This is a genomic window from Nostoc sp. (assembly GCF_036917275.1).
In the GTDB taxonomy this organism is placed as follows: domain Bacteria; phylum Cyanobacteriota; class Cyanobacteriia; order Cyanobacteriales; family Nostocaceae; genus Nostoc.
The window spans coordinates 50023-72735 of the sequence record NZ_JBALDF010000015.1; the positions used below are offsets into that span (position 1 = coordinate 50023).

Sequence of the window (22713 nt, forward strand, 5' to 3'; positions counted from 1 at the left end):
TGGCATCATGCCCAAACCTTTTATAGATGAGGACTTGAATGGTTGTATTTATATACTGTACAATAGTATTTAGAGGGGCGAACGTCGGCTTCATGCCGTGTGTCCGAGTAGTAATTCTACTTAGACCTAGCCCCTTTTAGCTTTTCAAGAGTTAATGGGTTGCGATCGCTATACCACTCTCCATAAGGTTTGTTGCGATTATCGTCCAAGTCCATAATCAGTCTATATTTCTTAGCAAGGGGCAGAAAAAACTGGTCATCGTCGCGTTCATAGCATCGCTGTACAGCCCACAGGTAATAGTCGATGACTTGTAAACCAGCAACTTCAGATGGATAAGTAGGCTCAATGATAATCGAACTATTTGAGCTAATTTTCCATTGAGACTCAAAGTTTTTCTGAGCTTGGTTGATGGCTTGTTCTAGTGCTTCTTCGCGTACTGCCTTACCGCGTCTAGCAATAGCAATATTGATAACATCTGCTTTATGCAACAGATTTTTGAACACCCGTGTTATGAGATCGTCATAAATTGCGTTCTGCTGAAGCTTTGTACCTAAGCTCTTAAAGTTTGCTTTTGCTGATTCTGCCATATCAGCTTTACTCCGAATTGCAATTAAAACTTTGATATCGAAAGACTCCATCAGTTCAAAAACCTTTTCACGAATTTCGGGATGGTCATCCTTAGCGTGAAAGGTAATCGCAGTCTTTTTCGCTTCAGGTTGCACAGAGGGAATATTCTTGAAGCGAGGATGAGTCATCAAGCTTGCGCGGAGTGCATTCAGTTCCTAGTTAACTTGTTCTGGATCAAAAATTTGAGCAACACCAACCATAAAAAATTTAGATGCTCCGGGTTGACCTACGATGATGCGTCCCTTTTTATCGAAGAATGTAAGATCACCTGCTTCGTCAACAAAGTAGTGACGAAATTTGATTTCTGCTGACATGCACTGGAGATAAGGTAGATTTGACCTATTTTAGGTCAATCTGAGATTATACACTACTTCATCCCTAAGTCAATAAGTTAGCGCGGGGTTTAAAAGTTTCAATTTGCCGCAATTTTTCGTACAGTTCCTGTTCTTCCTGACTAATATTTTTCGGGGTAACTATTTGAATTTCTACTAATTGATCACCACGTTTACCGTCATCGCTGGGGTAGCCTTTATTCCCTAGTCGAAATTTTTGACCAAACCTAACTCCTGGGGGAATTGTCATTTTCACTGGCCCATCCAAAGTTGGTGCTTCTACCTGTCCTCCTAAAACTGCTTCACTGGGAGTAACTGGTACTTGGCAGAGGATATTTAAACCTTCTAACTTGAATAATGGATGAAGTTCAACCGTAATTTTTAAGTATAAATCGCCACCACCAACGCCTTGGTTCCGCAAACGAATGGTTTGACCTGTTATCATACCTGGAGGCATGGTAACTTCTAGCGATCGCCCATCTTCTAAACGAATGCGTTCATTACCACCTTGATAAGCTTTTTCTAGTGGGAGTGTTAATCTAGCTTCTATATCCCGACGGGTAGTGCGAGGTGGTGTGTTAACGGTGTAGGCAACTTTTGTTCTAGGGGAACGAAACGGATCGCTAGTATTGCCATTACTGGAGTTACTTGTGCCATTCTTATTTTTGACGCCGATAACTTGATTAATAAAGCTTTCAAAGTCAGAAAATTGGCTTGGATCTACGTCCTGATTACTGTTGCGATCGCTTTGGCTACTCTGCCAAGTTTTAGCCTTTGGCGTCTTAGGGTTGCCGGCAAAGCCTTTTTGCTTCCAGTAGCGGCTAAACTGGTCGTACTGCGATCGCTTGGCTAGGTCTGAAAGGACTTCATAAGCCTCGCCGATATCCTTAAATTTTTCCTCAGATGCTTTGTTACCCGGATTCAGATCGGGGTGATATTGCCTTGCTAACCGTCGATAAACCTTTTTAATTTCCTCACTAGAGGCGTCTTTAGATACTCCTAAAATCTCGTAGTAATCTCGAAAGTTCGGCAAATTTTGCATAGTCAGTTATTTAAATTTTAGATTTTAGATTTTGGATTAATTAGGAGTTAGGAGTGGAGACGCGATTAATTGCATCTGTACAAAAGTTAGGAGTTGAAAGATTTAATTTTTAAGTTTTCACTCCTAACTTCTCACTTCTAACTTTTATTAGAAGTATTACAACCAATCGTTGTCTTCTTCATCATCCCAATTATCTTGGTAGTTAGGACGGGATTTGCGGGGAGGACGGCTTTCATAGGAGGAACGACTGTCTCGGCTATAGTCTTTACCGTAATCTTTACCGTAATCTCTGCCATAGTCCTTACCATAGGAATCGCGTTCCCGATATGTATCTCTGGGAGATTCGCGTTCTTTATCCTTATCACCGCCGGTAAAAATGTCACGGATAGTACCTAACAAGTCGTCGTCTTCCTCTTCATCATAAGACTGACGGACTTCCCGGTTTAGATCATACAGAGCATCTTGCAAGTCGGCGTAGGCTTGGTCAATACCGCGATCGCTATTTTCCTTGAGACTCTCCTTTAAGTCTCGGCAAATATTATCAATTCTTTGGCGGCGGCTGCGGGCAAACTGCATACCAAATTCGAGCGCTACATCTCTGAGTTGTCGTTCTGCTTGGATAATCAACGCCTCAGAACGAGTTCGCTTTTCTACCCTTTCTTTCCGTTCGCGATCAACATCGGCGTATTTCTGAGCGTCTTGAATCATCCGATTCACTTCCGACTCGTTCAAGGTGGAAGCGCCTTGAATGGTGATACTCTGTTCTCGCCCAGTGGTTCTATCTAAGGCTGTTACCTGTAAAATACCGTTAGCATCAATATCAAATGACACCTGAACTTGAGGAATACCCCGTGGCGCTGGTGGGATGCCATACAGCTTGAACCGTCCTAAAGACTTGTTGTTTGCTGCCATATCCCGTTCACCCTGGACTACGTGAATTTCCACAGTATTTTGGTTATTTTCTGATGTGGAAAAAATATCAGAACGGCGGACTGGGATGGTGGTGTTGCGAGGAATGAGTTTTTTCATCACGCCGCCGATGGTTTCCAATCCTAAAGAGAGGGGTGTGACATCCAAAAGCAGCACATCTTTGAGTTCGCCTGCGAGAATGCCTGCCTGAATTGCTGCACCCACTCCTACGACTTCATCAGGGTTGACGTTTTCATTGGGTTCTGTACCAATCAAGTCCCGTACAAGCTGCTTCACCATTGGCATCCGTGTAGAACCACCCACTAGCACAACTTCTTCAATGTCTCTAGGTGATAGTCCGGCATCTTTGAGGGCGCGTTTCACTGGTGTCCGCAATCGCCCCACCAAATCACTACATAAATCTTCAAATTGGGAACGAGTCAGGCGAGTTTCTAGATGTTTGGGGCCATCGTTAGTGGCAGTGATGAAGGGTAAATTAATATCAGTGACGCTGACAGCAGAAAGTTCTCTTTTGGCTTTCTCTGCTGCTTCCATCAAACGTTGTAAGGCTTGGCGATCGCGTCTTAAGTCTACCTCTTCTGTTTCCAGAAATTGATCTGCTAACCAATCTACAATTTTTTTGTCAAAGTCGTTACCACCAAGTTGCGTGTCTCCACTGGTAGCTTTGACTTCAAATATGCCATCGCCAACTTCTAGAATCGATACGTCAAAAGTACCGCCACCCAAGTCAAATACTAAAATAGTTTCCGTCTCACCCCGATCAAATCCATAAGCTAAAGATGCAGCAGTTGGTTCATTGAGAATCCGCAGCACCTCTAAACCGGCAATTCTGCCAGCATCGCGGGTTGCCTGCCGCTGAGAATCGTTAAAATAAGCGGGTACTGTAATCACTGCCCCTGTCACTGGTTCACCCAAATAGCGACTAGCATCCTCTGCCAATTTCTTCAGCACCATTGCCGAAATTTCTTCTGGGGCGAAATCCTTATTCAGACGGGGACAGGCAACTTTAATATTACCTACTTCGTCTTTGCGGATGGTGTAGGGTACACGCTTGGAATCTGGATTAAGTTCGCCATATTTGCGCCCAATAAAGCGTTTAACGGCGAAAAAGGTATTTTGTGGATTGAGAATGGTTTGTCGCCGTGCCATTTCCCCAACCACCCTTTCACCTTCTTTGCTGAAGCCAACTACGGAGGGGGTTGTCCGCATTCCTTCTGCATTGGCAATCACCATCGGCTTGCCACCCTCCATAACGGCGACTACTGAGTTGGTTGTACCCAAGTCGATGCCGACTACCTTGCCCATGCGTTACTCTTCTCCTAAAGTGTCTTATATATTTATTATGATTGGGCGGAACTACCTCTAGCTTTGTGCTACAGGATGAAAACACCTCAATAGTATAATAGTCATCATTAAGGCAGTAAGCTAAGAAGTGCAGCTAAAGGAGATAGTTGCAAGACTAGGATAGCATTGACGATGATTGGTATGTCCAAGCAGCCTCAATTCTTGTTATCCGTCTACTTCTATGCACTGGATCTGCAAGTCGGTAAATGCACCATAATAATACTTGCTCTGCAAGTTTTGAGTGCCTGAAAACTCTAATATTGCCACTATTTTAAAGAATTGAATTTAACAGAGCGATTACAAACTTCCCTGAGTGAGATAGCGCGAGAACGCGATCCTTACATGGCAACGGCTGGACATTTTTTTGTCCAAGAATACATCCGCCAGCAATTTTCCCAATGGGGGAGTGTGGAAATCCACACCTTTGAAGTCAGAGGTAAAGCTTGTAAGAACTTGATATTAAATTTACCCTCCCAAGCTAGACGACAAAAAAAGGATTTGCCACCTATTTTAATTGGTGCTCATTATGATGCTGTTCCGGGAACACCAGGAGCTGATGATAATGCCACTGGTGTAACGGTGTTGCTGGAATTAGCGAGAAAGTTTGCTGGTGAACCTGTAAGATATCCTTTAAGGCTAGTTGCTTTCGATATGGAAGAATACGGCTTACTGGGTAGTGCTGACTATGCAGCCCTGTTGCACCAACAAAAGCAACAGCTACGCTTAATGATCTCCCTAGAAATGCTGGGCTATAAGGATTCTACACCTGGCTCTCAAAGTTACCCCTCTCCTCTGGAACGTTTCTACCCAGATAAAGGTAATTTTATTGCTTTAATTGGCAATTTGCGGACATTACCTGATTTAATTGGCATGAGCCGTAATATTCGCAAAGCTGGCGTACCTAGTCAATGGCTACCCGTGCCGAATCGAGGTTTAATAGTTCCTCAAACCAGACGTAGTGATCATGCACCTTTCTGGGATTTGGGTTATCCGGCAATTATGGTCACAGATACGGCATTCCTGCGAAATCCACATTATCACAAACATAGTGATGCGATCGCTACTTTAGATTTAGATTTTCTTCGCGGTGTATATGAAGGATTGGAAATTGCGATTCGGCAGTTGTGAAAAATTAAGATAAATTTAGGACTTACGCAAAAATTGCCAAAAAGCTTAATTTATCGAACCGCCAAGACGCCAAGAACGCCAAGAATCGTAGAGTGTGCGTAAGTCCTAAAATTAATAAGTTTATCTTTTGCCCTCTAAACCATCATTCAACCTGTCGTTTCCTGCAATAATCTGGTCTGCACTTTCCATGAGCTAAGGTACATATCCTATCGATTATGACCATATAGCACTAGTCACTATCATGTACCCCAGCAAATCAAAAAGTTCTAACCTCTACTAATCTTGCTTTGTAAATTAACTTCTTAGACATAACTTAAAAAAGTTATGTCTTTTTTTGGTAGTTAGTCTTGATTGGAGGGACAGGTACAAAGTATCCACCCAAAAAACTGCTTCATTAAGGAACTGGAATTCAAAGTGAGCATCTTAACTTTTTCATTCTCAACACCGCATAAAGCTTAACCGAAAAGTATTGGAAGATGGGAGAGCAGGGGGTAAATAACCGATGCCCAATGCCCAATGCCTAATTCAGTTGTTACCAATTACCACTTTATGACTCTGAGGATTGTACGAATTGACACGAAACAATGAGGCTAATGAATGCCAAGATCAAAAAAAGGATGCTTCAAGGATATTAAAAGTACTATGCCAGAATTACACCAATCAATTGCCCAGCATTACCACGAACGGACTAAATACGACCCTGAGACTCTCGCCTCCAAAAGTCAAGGGATAGACTGGGCTAAACAGCCAGTGCCTTTCAAAGAGTACAAAATTGGCTCTACTTTTGCTCTCAAACCCTATATCCAAGAAAAACCAGAGGCATTTGTTAATAATCCAGATGCTCAATGGTGGCAAAGACTTTCACGCCTGCTGTTTCACAGCTATGGATTAACGGCGAGAATGCCTTCTATGGGTAGTGGGGTGTATTTACGTGCTGCTCCCAGTGCAGGCGGACTATACCCTGCCGAAGTCTATGTGGTTTCCCGTGGTACGGCGTTATTGCCGCCTGGTCTGTATAACTACCAGTGTCGGACTCATTCTCTAATGCATTATTGGGAAAATGATGTTTGGCAAACCCTCCAAGCTGCTTGTTTCTGGCATCCTTCCTTAGAAAATACCCAACTAGCAATTATTGTCACTGCGGTTTTCTATCGTTCTGCGTGGCGCTATGAAGATCGGGCTTATCGCCGGATTTTTCTCGATACGGGACACCTGTTGGGCAATATCGAATTGGCTGCTGCCATTAATGACTATCGCCCCCATTTAATCGGCGGCTTTGTGGATGAATCGGTAAACGATCTGCTTTATATCGATCCGCAACAAGAAGGTACGATCGCTGTCTTACCTCTGGCAGACTTGTTAGATGTCAATCAAAATTTGCCATTGGGATGTACTGCTTTACCTTCGGCCACTGAAACCAGTTATCCCCAAATCCCCGATGGCGAACTGCTGACATATTTCCATCGACACACCCAGATCCAATCAGGTATAACTGGCAATCTCAATCTACCAACTATCAAACAAGAAAAATCTTTGGAGGATAAATATAATTTTCCTTTCTGCTTAAAAATTCCTACCACTACCGCACCTATAGACTGGGGACAAAAACTGTCAGAACTAGAAAATACTATCTACAAGCGACGCTCTACCCGCGCTTATAATGGTGATGATTTAACCTTCGATGAATTGAAAGATTTACTCGATTTTACTTACCAACCGCAAAATTACATCGACCAAAGTTTAGATATTTCTCCAGACTACTTTGATCTGAATTTAATAGAAACATTCATTGCTGTCTGCGGAGTTAAAGGATTGGAGGCAGGTTGTTACTATTACGCGCCCAAAGCCCAAGAATTACGCCAAATTCGGTTTAAAAACTTTCGGCGAGAGTTATATTTTCTCTGTTTGGGGCAAGAATTAGGGCGAGATGCAGCAGCGGTGTTGTTTCATACAGCTGATCTCAAAGCTGCGATCGCTCAGTATGGCGATCGCGTTTACCGTTACTTACATATGGATGCCGGACATTTGGGACAACGCCTGAATTTAGCCGCAGTCCACCTGAATCTAGGCGTCAGTGGTATCGGTGGATTCTTTGATGACCAAGTAAATGAAGTTTTGGGTATCCCTGCTGATGAAGCTGTTTTATATATCACTACATTGGGACGCCCAAGATAAAACAAACCGCAAATAACACAAAGTACCCAAAAATTCTTTGCGTACTTTGCGGTTAGCTTACATCCCGATTTTTGTTACTAACTTGGGTTTGGTAGTGCCGCCATTTTTCCTGTTGACGCGCTCTTTTCTCCTCGGTGAGGCTATCAAAACAATGGGGACAGGAGATACCTTGCTCATACTTACCAGACGCCTTATCTGATTCAGAAATCGGACGCCCACAATTGAAGCATTGCTCACAACTTCCTGACTCTAATCCATGAGTGACGGCTATCCGCTCGTCAAAGACAAAACATTCTCCTTCCCATAAACTTTCCTCTGCTGGAATTTCTGACAAATACTTGAGAATGCCGCCTTTGAGATGATAAACTTCTGCAAAGCCTTGGACAAGCATGAAGGATGAGGCTTTTTCACAACGAATACCGCCCGTACAAAACAGAGCAACCTTTTTGTGTTTCGTTGGATCGAGGTGGTGGCGCACATAATCAGGGAATTCTCGAAATGAGCTAGTCTGGGGATTTTCTGCTCCTTGGAAAGTACCGATATTCACCTCATAATCATTGCGGGTGTCAATCACAGTGACTTCGGGATCACAAATCAAATTATTCCATTTCTGGGGACTGACATAAGTACCAATTTGTTCATTTGGGTCAATTTCAGGCAATCCCAAAGTGACAATTTCTGGCTTCAACCGCACCTTCATCCGCTCAAAGGGCGGGATTTCGGTATGGGACTCTTTATATTCTAGGTCTGCTAGACGGGGATCAGAACGCAAAAACCAGAGAACAGAATCAATCGCCTGACGCGAACCTGCAATTGTACCGTTAATGCCTTCTTGTGCCAGCAAAATAGTCCCTTTGACACCTTGCGTTTGACAGTAAGATAGCAGAGGATCTCGTTTGTCGGCAAAATCTGGCAGCTTGACAAATTTATACAATGCTGCAACAACTTGGATATTTTCTGGCTTCATCCCTTTAGTAACGGAACAATATTAAGTTAGAATAGCAACTGCAACCAAAGTTACCTACTATTTTAATTTTATGGGGGTTTAGCTCAGTTGGTAGAGCGCCTGCTTTGCAAGCAGGATGTCAGCGGTTCGAGTCCGCTAACCTCCATTGGATATGATTTATTTAAATGTGCGATCGCAAATTTAAATAGCGATCGCTTCAAATATCCCAAAGAAAACACACCTAAATCAAAACCCCATTCTTTAATACAGAATGGGGTTTTAGCACTTTCTAGGCGAGGGGTTAAGCCAGAGGTAAGTTGGTATTGCATCCAATTGACCCGATCTTTAAAGCCGTACTTAGTTAGATAAATCTCTATATAATGAAGTCAACTCTGCCCTTACAGCACTCACGTAATTTTGATCGTTCAAAATTTGCGGCGGTAATTTGTTCGCATTGATAGCGGCCTTAACTAAATCTTCCCCAACAATCTTCCTGTTCTGGCGTTCATAGATTAGAGTTCCCCCACTGGGAATACCCTGCTGCTTTAAACCACCTTGGTAAGCGAGAGAAACGAGATTAAAAGGTTTGAGGTAGCTGGCATTCTTGGAATTACTGTTTAATGTGTTAGAGTTGATAGCTATATTTGTTTGCCCAGCATCAGCATAGTTGTTATGTGTAGGTGGTTCAGCGTTAGCAATTCCAGATGTAAGGGCAAAAGTACCAATAATAGCTACAGAATTAATCAAAGTTGTAAGTTTCATGGGGTTATCTTTATAAGTTTTAATTACTTGATTGTTAATAACAGTGTCTCCTTTGTTATAAACCTTAACCTCCTACAGTTAGTTCAGTCGATAGGGTGAATTGTTTCTCACCCATTTGGGTGAGTCTCTGAAGCTGTCAGGAATAGTTTGATACTCAGCATTTCAGTTTACTTGTTTGGACAAAGGGGAAAATGGTAAAGATTGGGCGATTAAGTACTGCTACAATAAGCGTTTTAGTTGGCAGGCTCCAGAGCCAGTTAATCAAAGTTGGGCTTATATATACTTAGGGGGTTGTTTGAAAAAGCGTCCATTGGGGTTAGTGGCAATTGTCCTCTACAAATCATTTACTGCCTTGCTGCTTATGGTTACTTCGATCGCTTTATTATTGACATTAAAAAATTATCAAAATCTAGATATTTTTTCAAAGGATTACGTTTTAGAAGGAAAATCGATAATTATTGATTGGGTTTTAAAAAAAGTTATCAACTTAAATCCAAGAACCTTAGCCTTTAGCGGCATTGGCACAGGAATCTACGCTATTGTAACTACTATTGAAGCTGTTGGTTTGTGGAACGAGAAACGTTGGGCACATGTCTTAGTATTGGTGCTTGTCGGTATCAGTATTCCACCAGAGATTTATGAATTAATTCGGGGTATCTCTCCGATAAAAATAGTGATTTTCTTGTTGAACTTAGCCGTATTTTGGTATCTATTACGCAATTTTCCTAAACATCGAAAATAATTTTTTATTCGCTGATAGTGTCTATCATTAGAGAGGTAAAACTGAGCCATGTCTGACAAAAGTGGCTTCCGTCCTTTAGAGGATGTTTGAAAAGTCCATAATGATGTATAAAATATTTTTTTACCCCTCCCTAACCCTCCCCTTTATAAGGGGAGCCACCGCGTTGGGCGGGCAATGCCCGACTTGTTCGCGCAGCGTCTCCCCTTGGGAGAAGCATGTAGCGTGAGGGAACCGGATTTTTCTTATTTCCCCCCTTTATAAGGGGGGACTAAGGGGGGTAACAACGCAATTAAAATCACAGTTAACCACTTTTCAAACAACCTCTTAGACTTATCTGTGCGTCGATGTAAAACCAAGACCCCACGTTGTACAATCGCTAGAAATGCAATCTGGAGAGCGACTTGCCCAAAACGATTCACTCTACTCAACCACCACTGAAATTTATTCCCCAACAGTTTAATCCGCTGATACTCCAGATTTTTCGCTGGTTACTGCCGATCGCACTACGGTTTCGTACTCGGCCTTGGCTACCAGCTGGTATTCTCAGGATTGAAGCCAAGAATGTTGAAGTATTGGCCGAACTTTATCAGCAATTCCAGGCTGGAAAAATTCGCTTTTTGTTGGCATTTCGTCACCCAGAGGTGGAAGATCCCCTTTGTATGCAATATTTGCTTTCTCGCATTGTGCCAGAGGTTGCTCGTCAAAAAGGTATTCGATTACAATCCCTTGTTCACAGTTATTTTCTCTATGACCGGGGGATGACGGTTTGGGCTGGAGATTGGCTAGGTTGGTTGTTTTCACGGCTGGGTGGTGTGCCAGTTCATCGCGGTAGACGACTAGATCGCCAAGCTATTCAAACAGCACGGGAGTTGTTTGCTAATGCCAAACTACCGATCGCAGTGGCACCAGAAGGAGGTACTAATGGTCACAGTGGTATTGTTAGCCCACTGGAACCCGGTGTTGCTCAAATGGGGTTCTGGTGTGTAGAAGACTTACAAAAAGCTAACCGGAGTGAGACTGTGATCATTGTGCCGATCGCCATCCAGTATGGTTACGTTGAACCACCTTGGTCTAAACTGGATTGGCTCCTCAGTAAGTTGGAAGCTGATAGTGGCTTGCCAATTAAGGAAATTGCTCAGGGCGATGGCGAAGAGATTTACTATCAACGCCTCTGGAGGTTGGCTGAATATCTGATTACCGAGATGGAAGAGTTTTATCGTCGCTTCTATCATCAAGACATCCCAAAAACCATCTTAACTGATGAATCTGCTAGTCCTAATCAGGTGTTGATTGCCCGACTTCATCGCTTACTGGATAAGGCTTTACAAGTTACCGAGCAATATTTTGGAGTTCAAGCGCAGGGGAATTTTATTGACCGCTGTCGCCGTTTAGAAGAGGCTGGCTGGAATTACATTTATCGGGAAGATTTGCCAGATATAAATACTTTATCACCCTTTAAACGTGGTTTGGCAGACTGGATTGCAGAGGAAGCAGACTTGCGAATGCGGCATATGCGGATAGTGGAAAGTTTTGTTGCAGTCACAGCTACTTATATTCAGGAACAACCGACGGCAGAACGATTTGCAGAAACAGCTTTGCTAATATTCGATATGCTTTCTAGAATTCAGGATACAACCCTTCCGGGGCGACCTCGATTAGGTTTGCGACAGGCACAAATCACCGTGGGGGAGCCAATTTCAGTTACAGAACGCTCTCGAAATTGTCAGGACGATCGCTATGCAGCTAAACAAGCTGTGAGCGATTTGACAAAAGATTTGCAAATCGCTTTAGAAAAGATGATTAAATAACGAAACTTTTAAGACTTTTTAGCCCTAATTTTGTCAAATATTGCACCTTCATCAAAAAATTTCTTCTGAATCTCGTTCCATCCTCCTAAATCTTCCGCTTTAAAGATAGTTTTAATTTTGGGAAAATTGCCTTCCGTTTCTTTTGCGATCGTCAAGTCAACGGGACGAAATCCTAATTTAGTAAACTCTCGTTGCGAGTCTGGGGTGTAAAGAAATTTGATAAATGCTTCTGCAATCGGCCGAGTCCCATGTTTATCGACATTCTTATCTACAACAGCAACAGGATTGTCGATGGAGATATTTACATCGGGCACAACATATGAGATTTTCTCGCCATTTTGCGTTGATAAAATCATCTCGTTTTCATAGTTAAGCAAAATATCACCCTGACCATCTTTGAAGAATACTTCGCTGGCATTCCGAGCAGTTTTGGGTAATAAAGGTGCATTATTATAGACTTTATCTCCAAAGTCTATTGCTTGATTTTCATTGCCGCCAGTTTTTGTCACAGAACCCCACAGACTAAGGAAGTTCCAACGAGCGCCACCGGAGGTTCTAACGTCAGCTGTAACCACTTTTACACCATCTTGTGCTAAATCTGTCCAAGTTTTGATATTTTTGGGATTACCCTGACGAATAGCGATGCCTGCGGCGGGCTACGCCTACGCATTTAGAGATTTGGTAACAATTGCATCATTAGGCGCTTCTTTTTCCCAACCCGGTTGAATAAAACCTGCTTCAACAAGTTTATTAATATCAAGGGCAAGTGACAGGTGTACGACATCAGCTTCCTTACCGTCAATTACGGCAAGAGTTTGGGAACCTGAGCCATCATAGCTTTGATTAAAAGTGACGTTTTGGTTATGTTCTTTCTTCCACTGTTCGATAAATTTGGGAATAATCTGCTGGTATGCTGCATTAGTAACCAAGTAAAAAACAAAGGTTAGGGTTACATCACTCTGGGAAGCTGCGCCAGCATTACCAGTATTATTGATATTACGTGGAGAGCAGGCAGCCATTACGATACTCAAGCTAACTCCGACCAAGAATAGGGACGCAACACCCCACGCAGAATACTTGTACAACCATCGTATTAGTTGTACACGCCACTGTCTTGCAGGGTGTAAAGTTTTAACGATATAAGTCTGAACAAATTCAGTCAAATATCTCCTTGATTTTGGAGTCCGTTGCCCCTGGTTCATCAAATTTTTCCCTAAATCTGCGGTAACTTGAGCTAGATGCTGTAGTTAAGGGGCATTATAAAACAATGGTTAAGGATAAATAACTTTTTATTAACCTAAATTTAAACAAGTTATTCAATAGACCTCTTGCAAAAGTTCCTAACACCCCACCCCAACCCTCCCCTTTACAAGGGGAGGGCGCAAGATTTAAAGTTTCCCCCCTTTATAAGGGGGGATTAAGGGGGGTCTATTCGACTTATGCAAGAGGTCTAATATATGAAGGAGAACTAGTTTTGGAAGCTTCTGGACTGCGAATGATGATATGTCCCTTGTCAGCTTCTTGAATTGCCAATACTGAGGGTATCTCGTCAAGTTTTACATTTGAAGGCAATGCGCGAAACAAATAAATCCAGCCGCCACGTTCTAAGAGTAAGCGCCAGACTCGCGGCTGCTGTGGATTGCTATCATTATCTTCCCTGCCTCGCAAATCCTCGAATAAACCCTGATCGCCAATTATGCGATAACCTTTCAAGGACGGATCGGCAAATATATCATCAAGTTTGCGTCCCACAGCAAACTTTTCTTCAGGTGTAATTAAGGCTACAACAGGCAAGGTGGAGTTTTGACCAGCGTCTCGTCGGGCATCTGCAATGCCTTGCCAACGAGCTAACCCAAATATCACAATTAATACCCAGGATACTATTACTATCTCATTGACTAGCGATCGCAGAAATTCCACTGAGCGCAGTTGCCCAGAACTAAATTCAGCCAGAGATTTTAGCTATTTAGCTGTCCATGAGCGTTTGTGTTGGGTTGCAGAGATAATGCGACTCAATAGTAATTGGCTTGCAGAGACTACCGTCTCACTGATGATTTTAATTAACCATAACGTTGCTTGAATGGCGATTGCAGCTACAAAAAAAGCGATCACAGTTTTGCAGATTGTCCAACCATCTCCTAAAAATATTTGCAGGGGAACTATCAAAAAAGACTGTGCAGGTAAATCGAGAGTATTGACTTCTAGCTGAAAAAGTAGAAATATGACCAACGGTAAATCCAGCCTGCAAAGAAAAGCGCCGCACCCAGCAAGCCAAGTACACTTGTGAATTTACCTAATATATTGGTTTCCTGGTTAGAGGTTTGGGTCATACGAGAGATGGGGGAGATGAGGGAAACAATGTAGGGTGTGTTACCGCGAAGCGTAACGCACCGAGTTATATAGACCTCTCTCCAAACCTCTCTCCTAAAAGGAGAATGTCCCAAACTGAAAAAGGTCGCGGATGCTTTGAGGCTGAGAAAATAATATTTTTAATCTCTAATTCCATTTTATTTGCGTTCTGTCATATCGCTTTTAGTCTAAACTCCAGAACCTTGTTAAAGGAATATTAACTGTAATTTTGCAACCAGAACCAGGATCGCTGTTAATATTAAACTCACCTCCAAGTGCTAAAGTGCGATCGCGCATACTCTGAAGTCCAAAACCAGTAGTATTTTGCCCTAAATCAAAACCTCTACCATTATCCTGAATTATCAATCGTAAACTTCCTCTGATCTCAGTAAGTTCTAGTTTAACCTCTGTTGCATACGCATATTTAGAAATATTTGTCAATGATTCTTGAGTAATCCGGTAAATAGCGGTGTTGATTTCAGGTGAGAGAGTAGATTCCAGATTGATTTGATAAATTGGTAAAATACCATTGGAGCGATGAAAACTTTCTGAAAGACTAGCGATCGCACGTTCTAAAGATTGCTCTTGTAAGGGATTAAAACGCATAGTAGAAACAGATTGACGGACATCTTTTAACGCTTTTGATCCTAATTCTTTTGCTGTTGCTAGAAATGTTTCTGCCTTACCTGGATTAGATTGCCACAATTTTAAAGCAGTTTCTAATTGCAGATTTAAAGCAGTCAAAGAATGTCCTAATGAATCATGAATTTCACGAGCAATGCGGTTACGTTCTTCCAAGGTAGCTTGATTTTCAATTTGCATGGCATATTGACGGAGTTTTTCATTAGCGATCGCTAGCTTTTCTCGACTGTACCGTTCAGATAATACTGCATTCATCATCAACAATACAAAAACTAAACTTAAGCCAAATGTTAACGACCAATTCCAGCTAAAAAAACGAGATCGTTCTTGTGCTTGTGGTGATGCTTGATAATTGAATAACTGGTATTTTAGCTGTGTAGTAAATAGAAATAAGGTAAATGAGAGACTTGTAACGAATAAACGTCCAGGTAGCTTAAAAATTAAGCAACTGCGAGTAACTAAAATTATGTATAAAACGGAGAAAAGGCGAGCAAATCTTTCACCAAAAAGTCCAGTTGTTAAAATTAATATAATTTCAATTACTGTGTATATTACCTTAGCTATCTGGTTATTTTTGGGTAATCTTAAGCCCATTAAGGCAAAAATAATTAGACTATAAATTGACAGTTCTGGCAAGAGATTGCAAATTGATAAGTCTGGAAATATACTACAAATTGATAGTTCTGGAGGTTTTGGACCAAATCGCCGTAACGGAGGTGGTATAACTGCTGTCAATGCAGTGATTGCCAGTAGTATCCACTCCAGATAAAGCAGAGATGGAAAAGGATGTTTCTTAATCTCAATTGGGCGATTCATTAGTCGCTTCATTCCAGTTATGAGTTATGAATTAGGAGTTAGGAGTTCAGAACTTTTCAGCGGCATCCAACGATTAGAACTTCAGCAAATGCTTAAATTTATCGCTAAATGAGCAATTAAGAGCAAGTGCAATGTCCAAAAATTAGATAATACGCAAAATAAGGATTTATAAATTAATCATAATCAAAATCTGCATTATTCATAACTTATCAGTTCTAACTCTTAACCCCTAATTATTTATTGTCAGTCAAATTTGTTAAAATTCCATCATGACTAAAGTCATGGGTAAAACCATGACTTTCTCCTCATGTGACTACTGAAGATAAATTCTTATGATGGTGGCATCCAACCAGGAAAAAACCACCAAATAAGTAATGAAACTCAAAGCATTATCGTTAGTCGCTGGAGCGATCGCCTTAACTTTAACTGCAACCTCCTTTGCTGTTGATGCTCAAACAGCCTCTCCTTCACCCGTGTTACTTGCACAAAGTCCACAAAAAGAAAGGGGCCCTTGGAAAGACTTGAATCTAACAGATGCCCAAAAAACCCAAATTCAGGCAATTCGTCGCGATAGCCGCACCAAAATGGAGGCAGTTTTCACCCCAGAACAAAAGGCCAAGTTAGAGGCAACAAAACAAGCGCGTCGGGCTGAGTGGCAAGCGCGTAAGGCTCAAGGACAAACAGGTCAACGGCAACCAGGTCAACATCATGGTCGCGGAAAAGGTGATTTTGCTGACTTAAATCTGAGTGAAATACAGAAAAGCCAAATCCGACAAATTCGAGAGTCTGAGAAACAACAGATTCAAGCAGTCTTAACCCCCGAACAGCGGCAAAAAATAGAGCAATTCCGTCAGAATGCCCCTTCACGCGGCCAACAAGGCAATCCTCAATAATAATCTTTCAAAAAATAGTTACCAAGTATCTGGGTTAAAGCCCCAGATACTTGGTAACTATAATTACTGTGGCATTTACCTTTACTGATGTTCAGGCATTGTTTTCCATAGTCAAAAATTAATAGACTTCTTGCAGAAGATGAGGAAAAGGGATGAAATTTTTCCCCTTTTCCTTTCCCTCTTTCTTGATACCAAAATAGAAAATTGGATAACCCCTAGTAAAAGTTAGGAGTTATGAGTTTTGATTAATATCAAGTCCGCTTAAATAACCGTCATTGCGATCGTTCGAGGAGCGTCTCGTAGAGAAGGGAAGCAATCCCAAAACCCTGTGATTGCCTCGTTTCAGTCGCAATGACATATTACAGGTGATTTGCCGGACATCATATAACTCATAACTCCTAGCTGTTTCAAAATGTCTAAAGAATTCGCTATTGGTAGTAAAGTCCGGGTTGTGGCACTACCGTCCTACGTCAAAACTGCTGAACCTATGCCCATGCTGCGCCCCCCCGATGTGATTCACATTGGCGAGGAAGGTATAGTCATTGACCGTCGTCCCGGTGGATATTGGGGTATTCGCTTCGCTAAGGGAGCCTTTCTCTTAGATAGCCAATACATCGAAAGTACAGATACCCCTCCCGAATCTCACTCAGAGCGAGACTAATAGCAACCAAGAATTGTAAACTTGTGTAAAGTTGTAATTCTGGTTTGCACTATGATTTTCCGCCGCACTTTTTTAAGCATATTATTTGTCAGCTGTATTTCTATGATCAGCTGGCTGAATTTTACCCCTGCTGCTGATGCTCTTGGTGGTAAACTTCCTGCAATTAATCAATCCGCACCAGAGTTTACTTTGCCAACTAATACAGGGGATGGCCAAATTTCCCTCTCTGACTTGCACGGTAAGTGGTTAGTCCTCTACTTTTATCCTAAAGACTTCACCTCTGGTTGTACTATAGAGGCTCGCCGTTTTCAGCAAGACTTACCGCAATACCTCGAAAAAAACGCCCAGATTATTGGCGTAAGTGCTGATGACATTGATTCTCACGCCAAATTTTGTGATTCAGAGGGACTAAAATTCCCGCTGTTGGCTGACACTGATGGTTCAGTGAGTAAAGCTTACGGTTCGTGGCTCGGTTTCTTATCGATGCGCCACAGTTTTCTCATCGATCCTCAAGGCATCTTGCGCGAGACTTTTGTCAAAGTCAACCCAAGCATTCACAGTTCAGAAGTGCTAGCACGACTAGAAAAATTACAGTCCACAGCTTCTTAAACGATAAGCCTTAGAGGATATTTGAAAAGTCCTCTAATGGATTTTTTAACTTTTGTAGGGTGCGTTACGTTCCTAACGCGCCATTGAGGATGCTTTCGGTGTGTTACGCGATCGCTAACACACCCTACACATTTTCTACTCAGAATAAAAGGGTTTTGACTTTTGACTAACTTACAATAAACCCATGTTTTTTGAGTACAGTCTTGACTTCACTGCCAGATAAAAACTCGATAAACTCTTTGGCTGCGGGAATATTTTTACTGCCTTTAATTACTGCCATTGGATAGACAATCGGTGAGTGAAACTTATCGTCAGCAGCGACTACAACTTTTACTTTGTTGGAGATTTTGGCGTCAGTAGCATAAACTAAACCAGCTTCGGCGTTGCCACTTTCTACTGCTGCCAAGACTTGACGTACATTGTTAGCAAAGACCAATTTAGACTTAACTCGATCATAAAGTTTCAATTTCTTTAAGACTTGCTCCCCATATTGCCCAGCAGGTACACTTCTGGGTTCACCGATCGCAATTTTTTTAATTTTACTATCTGTTAAATTGTAGAAGCTGCTGATGCCAACAACATCCTGAGCCACAATCAAGACTAGACGGTTATTTGCTAGGTTAGTACGGCTACCTGGTACTAAAAGTCCTTTTTCTTCTAAGGCATCCACTTGTTTTTTGCCAGCAGAAATAAAGATATCCGCCGGCGCACCCTGCTCAATCTGTTGCTGCAAGGCACCAGATGCCCCAAAATTATAAGTAATGTTGACATTTGATTTAGTTTGTTGGTATAGAGGCTTAATTTCTTCTAGTGTCTCTTTTAAGCTGGCGGCTGCGGACACGAGTATGCTGGTGTTTGACTGTGCTATTACAACAGAAGGAGTAACCAATGGTAAACCAATTGCCAGAAGCAAGCCTGCAACTGCTATACCCAGGAAGCCAAGAATTTGTCTTCTTTTCATAAAAAAGGTGCTTGAGAGGTTTTTTCTAAAATTGATGCTAGGTAGAATAATAATAATACCAATATTTTCCCAACTATATCAGTAAATTTATGCCTAAAAAAGAACAAGGGTGGGTCACATTCCAAACCTCAGAAGAGGAGCGGAAGATTTTGGAAGAGTTCTGCGGCCAGTCTCAGCGCACCAAGACAGAGATTCTCCGGGAACTAGTACGTGGTCTCAATCAACACTCTTCATCATCCAACTCGCAACCAACCATAAACACGGAAGAGGAAGATATCTACGCTCAACAGCCTGAGATAGAAATTAGTATTGAAAAGAAACCACTCAAAGTTAGCTCCCGCAATATTCTCAAGGGTATTGTTAAACGAGTTGTCACTGGAGCCGTTAATAGTGAGGTGACGCTGGAGATTGTTCACAAAGTTGAGTTAACTTCGATTATCACCAGAGTATCGGTAGAAGAGTTGGATTTGTCTGAGGGGAAAGAGGCTTATGCCGTTATTAAATCCAACGATATAGTTATTGCCAGAGAATAGGCTGTGGTGATCTCTCTGAACAATTACTTTAGCGATCGCTTTGCTATTCACTCAAGAAAAACGAGCAAAATTTTCTGCGCGTTTGATTCCAGATTGCTGTATAAACTTCTTAATCGATGACTGTTGAGATGTTGAATTTTTGCTATGGACGCTTGTAATAGTGTTGCTCGACTCAAGGTAAGCGTATATAAATGACTCTTGACAAAAACCTCAGTTAATGAATTAAATACTGCATTTTGTCTCGGTACTATGATTATTTAATGTCAAAAATATGACAATATTACTTGATTGTACCCAAAGTATTTATAAGAAAAGGCAGGAATTACCTGCCTTATATAATTAATTGATATTGTGTTCACTATCCATAACACATGATTTTGACAAACCTATTACACAGTTGTGTCAAAAATGTGAATGCGCTTGCTAGTAAAGACGATTGTCCTGATGGGAGAGACAGCCAGGGCGATCGCATCTAAACCTCATCTATGTTGAGAACCGTAGTTTTTGCCCTTACCGTAAAACCCTCTCCCCTTCTCCCAAATTTGGGAGAAGGGGATGAGGGTTTTTTCTTTTCATACGGAAATAACTACAGTTTTCAAGGTGGACGCGGTTTAAATTAATTTTGACCAAAACCAAGGTTAAGAACCAACCAAAAAATCAGCATTTCTCATTTGATTTATTTTCCAAGCTTCAAAGCGATTACCTGATTTTCTGTAATCAGCGAAGTGGAATAACTCTGTTCTGCTGACCTTTGAAATTGAGTTAATTTTTTTAATTTTTGGCGACTAGTGCGGCAGAAGATACGACTTGATAAAAGCCTAATAATTTTTTGCTGTTACAGGTAATTATTTATACAGAAAATTATCTTGAGATAACATTGACATAAGATTGACACAATAATGACATAGAGATAAGGTGATTGGTTAACTTTTAAACAGCAATTGACATTATAAACATCACTGTTAACAATGTCTGTATTGTTGAGGAAAGCGATTATTTTGCGGGTTACAGCTACTAGTGTTATTTATTTTTCAGGCACAAAGTAATCACCTTAGTCTTGTTTGCTGCCAGAATGATCGCAAAATAGTGCTGTGTAATATCAGGCAACGCACCTTTTTACAAGTACGATGTTGGCAATTCGGGCATGGCGAATCTTTAATTAAAATTTACTGTTCTAAAGTAACGATACTTGCATTTTACAAATCTCTATGCAAAAATAAGTTGCCAAAGTACTGTAAACCTATCGTGTTACAGTATTTAGATAAAAAATAATCGGATACGATTTTCTTTCCTTTCATATTCAATCACTGGATTGCTGGTTTGAGACTCTGAGATTTCAGATATATAGCCAGCTAGATATTTGCTAGTAAATAATCTGGCATGTAAGTAGAAGTATTGTGATAAATATTTCTGCGGCTTTTGCTGTTCAATTTTTAGTCAGTTATTTCACTTTTAAGGTTGAGGAGTCATGTCGATTGTTCGCTGGAATTCAAAGTTTAGATTGTACTTACTTTTGTTGGTAAATATTTCAATTATCTCAGTTATTAATCCGGCAAAAAGTCAGGCTAATATACCTGAATCTGTTGCATCTACTGTGAGTGATACCACCCTTGTTCCTGCTTCTGGGCAGTCACCTGTATTTTTTCCTGGTCGCAACAATTATGTGGCTGAGAAAATTACACCTATTTCACAATTACTCTCACCTAAACCATTACCTACTTTTAAGACTAACGATCCTACAGTCAGCAGACATCAAGTGCGATCGCAAGATGACAATACAGCAAAAGAACAGGTAACTTCTGTTTCGCAGTTATCAGATATAAAACCTACTGATTGGGCGTTTCAAGCCTTGCAATCTTTAGTGGAACGGTATGGGGTGATTGCAGGCTACCCCAATCAAACCTTTCAAGGTGATCGGGCAATGACTCGTTACGAGTTTGCGGCTGGACTAAACGCAGCGCTAGCTCGAATCAATGAGTTGGTAAGTGCAGGAACTAGCGATCTGCTGAGAAAAGAAGATTTAGAAACATTGCAAAAACTCCAAAGTCAATTTGCGCCAGAACTGGCCGAACTGCGGGGGAGAGTAGATTCGTTGGAAGCAAGAACAGCGACTCTTCAAGCACAGCAGTTTTCCACTACAACTAAACTTGTTGGTGAAGTTGAGACTGTGATTGGAGGAATTGTAGCAGGCAATAACGTCGTCACCAAGCAACCCGCACCTCACATCTTCACATTTCAAGACCGGGTTATTTTGCGCTTAAACACCAGTTTCACCGGTACAGATCAACTGCGGATAGCACTCACAGGAGGAAATATTACCGCTTCTGGAGGAACAAGAAGTGGAACACTTGGAACTAATGATGGCAAAACTTCTGATTACGCCAGTCCACTTTTTCCCAACAATCAATTTTTCCTCTCTGGTCTGCGCTATCGTTTTTTAGCTGGTAGTAATACTGCAATTAATGTTTTTGCTCAGTCTGATGGAGCCTTTGAACTAGGCTTGAGTGGAACCATCAACCCGTATTTTGAGGGGTCAGCAGCGAATGGGATCTCACGATATTCGCGGCGAAATATGGTCTATGACTACGGAGATACCGGAGCCGGAATCGCTATTCTCCATGACTTTAATAAACAGTTTCAATTAGGGTTGGAGTACACCTCGATTAACGGTAACAATCCTACAGAAAATAATGGCTTATTTTCAGGCAGGTATGTAGCTTTAGGACAATTACTATACACTAGCCCCAAGAATAATTTCCGGCTAGCTTTGACTTACGCCAATACTTATAGTCCACCAAACACTACAGGTATAAGTGGCACAAACTTCGGCCCAGTTATCGGCAGTAACTTAGCAAACAGTACCGTGGCTGGAAAAGGAACTTTAGCGAATACTTATGGTGTAGAAGCGCTTTATCGGATTAATCCATCTGTGGCATTAAATGGATGGGTAGGTTATTCCGCGCACCGTTACTTAGGGAGCGGTGATGCAGAAGTCTGGGACTGGGGTGCCGGACTCTCATTTCCCGATTTATTTAGCAAAGGTAGTTTGGGAGGCATTTTTGTGGGCATGGAGCCAAAGTTGACTACTCTAAGTAAAAACATCAATTTAGGAGCGGGCGTTGGTCAAGTAGACAAAGATACCTCTTTACATATTGAGGGCTTTTACCAATATCAAGTTAATGACAATATTGCGATCACCCCCGGTGTAATATGGATTACTGCACCAGACTTTGATTCTGACAATCCTGATAGTGTAGTTGCTTGGCTCCGCACTACCTTCAGATTTTAACTTGAAAAAACTATAGCAATCTTGAATCATTCGTGAGAAAGAAGCTTTCCGACTTCTTAAAAAAGTCGGAAAGCTGGATGTTGCAATTCTCATAAATCAAACAAGTAAGTCATTTACCCCAATC

Annotated in this window: 19 protein-coding genes, 1 tRNA gene and 1 pseudogene; 10 read left to right on the plus strand and 11 right to left on the minus strand. The window is 41.5% G+C overall.

Features of this window, described 5'->3' with window-relative positions:
* Positions 1 to 116: 116 nt before the first annotated feature.
* The 4 genes from V7K35_RS06010 to dnaK form a co-directional block, all read right to left on the minus strand.
* The gene (locus V7K35_RS06010; protein ID WP_335077206.1) at positions 117 to 755 is read right to left on the minus strand and encodes a hypothetical protein; all 639 of its coding nucleotides are present in this window, start codon (positions 753 to 755) and stop codon (positions 117 to 119) included.
* Positions 756 to 782: 27 nt separating this feature from the next.
* Entirely contained in the window at positions 783 to 941 is a 159-nt protein-coding gene (locus V7K35_RS06015) for a hypothetical protein (RefSeq protein ID WP_335077208.1), read from the minus strand.
* 64 nt (positions 942 to 1005) lie between these two features.
* On the minus strand, positions 1006 to 2001 hold the full coding sequence (locus V7K35_RS06020; protein WP_335077209.1) for a J domain-containing protein: 996 nt from the start codon (positions 1999 to 2001) through the stop codon (positions 1006 to 1008).
* Positions 2002 to 2157: 156 nt separating this feature from the next.
* Positions 2158 to 4236 (minus strand): molecular chaperone DnaK, encoded by a 2079-nt coding sequence (gene dnaK / locus V7K35_RS06025; RefSeq protein ID WP_335077211.1) that lies wholly within the window; start codon positions 4234 to 4236, stop codon positions 2158 to 2160.
* A 318-nt stretch (positions 4237 to 4554) separates the two neighbouring features.
* Here dnaK and V7K35_RS06030 point away from each other — a divergent pair, with 318 nt between their 5' ends.
* Together V7K35_RS06030 and V7K35_RS06035 are read left to right on the plus strand one after the other, a co-directional pair.
* Positions 4555 to 5403: a M28 family peptidase gene (locus V7K35_RS06030; RefSeq protein ID WP_335077213.1), complete on the plus strand. Its 849-nt coding sequence runs from the start codon at positions 4555 to 4557 to the stop codon at positions 5401 to 5403.
* Between the two features lie 642 nt (positions 5404 to 6045).
* The gene (locus V7K35_RS06035) at positions 6046 to 7578 is read left to right on the plus strand and encodes a SagB/ThcOx family dehydrogenase (protein ID WP_335077374.1); all 1533 of its coding nucleotides are present in this window, start codon (positions 6046 to 6048) and stop codon (positions 7576 to 7578) included.
* Positions 7579 to 7630: 52 nt separating this feature from the next.
* Here V7K35_RS06035 and trhO read toward each other — a convergent pair whose 3' ends face one another.
* Positions 7631 to 8545 carry an oxygen-dependent tRNA uridine(34) hydroxylase TrhO gene (gene trhO / locus V7K35_RS06040; protein WP_335077215.1) on the minus strand — a complete coding sequence of 305 codons (915 nt, stop codon included), beginning with the start codon at positions 8543 to 8545 and terminating at the stop codon, positions 7631 to 7633.
* Between the two features lie 72 nt (positions 8546 to 8617).
* On the opposite strand from trhO, the gene V7K35_RS06045 reads away from it, so the two are divergent.
* A tRNA-Ala gene (locus V7K35_RS06045) sits at positions 8618 to 8690 on the plus strand.
* Positions 8691 to 8881: 191 nt separating this feature from the next.
* Here the strand turns inward: V7K35_RS06045 and V7K35_RS06050 are convergent.
* Positions 8882 to 9286 carry a hypothetical protein gene (locus V7K35_RS06050; RefSeq protein WP_335077217.1) on the minus strand — a complete coding sequence of 135 codons (405 nt, stop codon included), beginning with the start codon at positions 9284 to 9286 and terminating at the stop codon, positions 8882 to 8884.
* A 295-nt stretch (positions 9287 to 9581) separates the two neighbouring features.
* Between V7K35_RS06050 and V7K35_RS06055 the strand changes: the two genes are divergently transcribed.
* Together V7K35_RS06055 and V7K35_RS06060 are read left to right on the plus strand one after the other, a co-directional pair.
* The gene (locus V7K35_RS06055; RefSeq protein ID WP_335077219.1) at positions 9582 to 10028 is read left to right on the plus strand and encodes a DUF2127 domain-containing protein; all 447 of its coding nucleotides are present in this window, start codon (positions 9582 to 9584) and stop codon (positions 10026 to 10028) included.
* Between the two features lie 401 nt (positions 10029 to 10429).
* Positions 10430 to 11836: a lysophospholipid acyltransferase family protein gene (locus V7K35_RS06060; protein WP_335077221.1), complete on the plus strand. Its 1407-nt coding sequence runs from the start codon at positions 10430 to 10432 to the stop codon at positions 11834 to 11836.
* Between the two features lie 8 nt (positions 11837 to 11844).
* Here the strand turns inward: V7K35_RS06060 and V7K35_RS06065 are convergent.
* The 4 genes and pseudogenes from V7K35_RS06065 to V7K35_RS06080 all read right to left on the minus strand — a co-directional run bounded on the left by V7K35_RS06065 (position 11845) and on the right by V7K35_RS06080 (position 15643).
* Positions 11845 to 13038: pseudogene (locus V7K35_RS06065) on the minus strand (sulfate ABC transporter substrate-binding protein).
* Between the two features lie 235 nt (positions 13039 to 13273).
* On the minus strand, positions 13274 to 13699 hold the full coding sequence (locus V7K35_RS06070) for a hypothetical protein (RefSeq protein WP_335077222.1): 426 nt from the start codon (positions 13697 to 13699) through the stop codon (positions 13274 to 13276).
* A 99-nt stretch (positions 13700 to 13798) separates the two neighbouring features.
* The gene (locus V7K35_RS06075; protein ID WP_335077224.1) at positions 13799 to 14065 is read right to left on the minus strand and encodes a hypothetical protein; all 267 of its coding nucleotides are present in this window, start codon (positions 14063 to 14065) and stop codon (positions 13799 to 13801) included.
* 303 nt (positions 14066 to 14368) lie between these two features.
* Complete coding sequence (locus tag V7K35_RS06080) at positions 14369 to 15643, minus strand: sensor histidine kinase (RefSeq protein WP_335077226.1); 1275 nt, start codon at positions 15641 to 15643, stop codon at positions 14369 to 14371.
* 374 nt (positions 15644 to 16017) lie between these two features.
* Between V7K35_RS06080 and V7K35_RS06085 the strand changes: the two genes are divergently transcribed.
* From V7K35_RS06085 to V7K35_RS06095, 3 genes are all read left to right on the plus strand, one after another.
* Positions 16018 to 16536, plus strand: a complete 519-nt coding sequence (locus V7K35_RS06085; protein ID WP_335077227.1) for a Spy/CpxP family protein refolding chaperone — start codon at positions 16018 to 16020, stop codon at positions 16534 to 16536.
* Between the two features lie 412 nt (positions 16537 to 16948).
* Positions 16949 to 17197 (plus strand): regulatory protein SipA, encoded by a 249-nt coding sequence (sipA, locus tag V7K35_RS06090; protein ID WP_335077229.1) that lies wholly within the window; start codon positions 16949 to 16951, stop codon positions 17195 to 17197.
* Between the two features lie 51 nt (positions 17198 to 17248).
* Positions 17249 to 17806 (plus strand): peroxiredoxin, encoded by a 558-nt coding sequence (locus tag V7K35_RS06095; RefSeq protein WP_335077231.1) that lies wholly within the window; start codon positions 17249 to 17251, stop codon positions 17804 to 17806.
* Positions 17807 to 17972: 166 nt separating this feature from the next.
* Here V7K35_RS06095 and modA read toward each other — a convergent pair whose 3' ends face one another.
* Complete coding sequence (gene modA, locus V7K35_RS06100) at positions 17973 to 18767, minus strand: molybdate ABC transporter substrate-binding protein (protein WP_335077233.1); 795 nt, start codon at positions 18765 to 18767, stop codon at positions 17973 to 17975.
* 89 nt (positions 18768 to 18856) lie between these two features.
* Between modA and V7K35_RS06105 the strand changes: the two genes are divergently transcribed.
* Both V7K35_RS06105 and V7K35_RS06110 read left to right on the plus strand, forming a co-directional pair.
* A complete protein-coding gene (locus V7K35_RS06105; protein ID WP_335077235.1) occupies positions 18857 to 19300 on the plus strand; it encodes a TOBE domain-containing protein in 444 nt (147 codons plus the stop codon).
* A 1468-nt stretch (positions 19301 to 20768) separates the two neighbouring features.
* On the plus strand, positions 20769 to 22589 hold the full coding sequence (locus V7K35_RS06110) for an iron uptake porin (RefSeq protein WP_335077237.1): 1821 nt from the start codon (positions 20769 to 20771) through the stop codon (positions 22587 to 22589).
* Positions 22590 to 22713 lie beyond the last annotated feature (124 nt).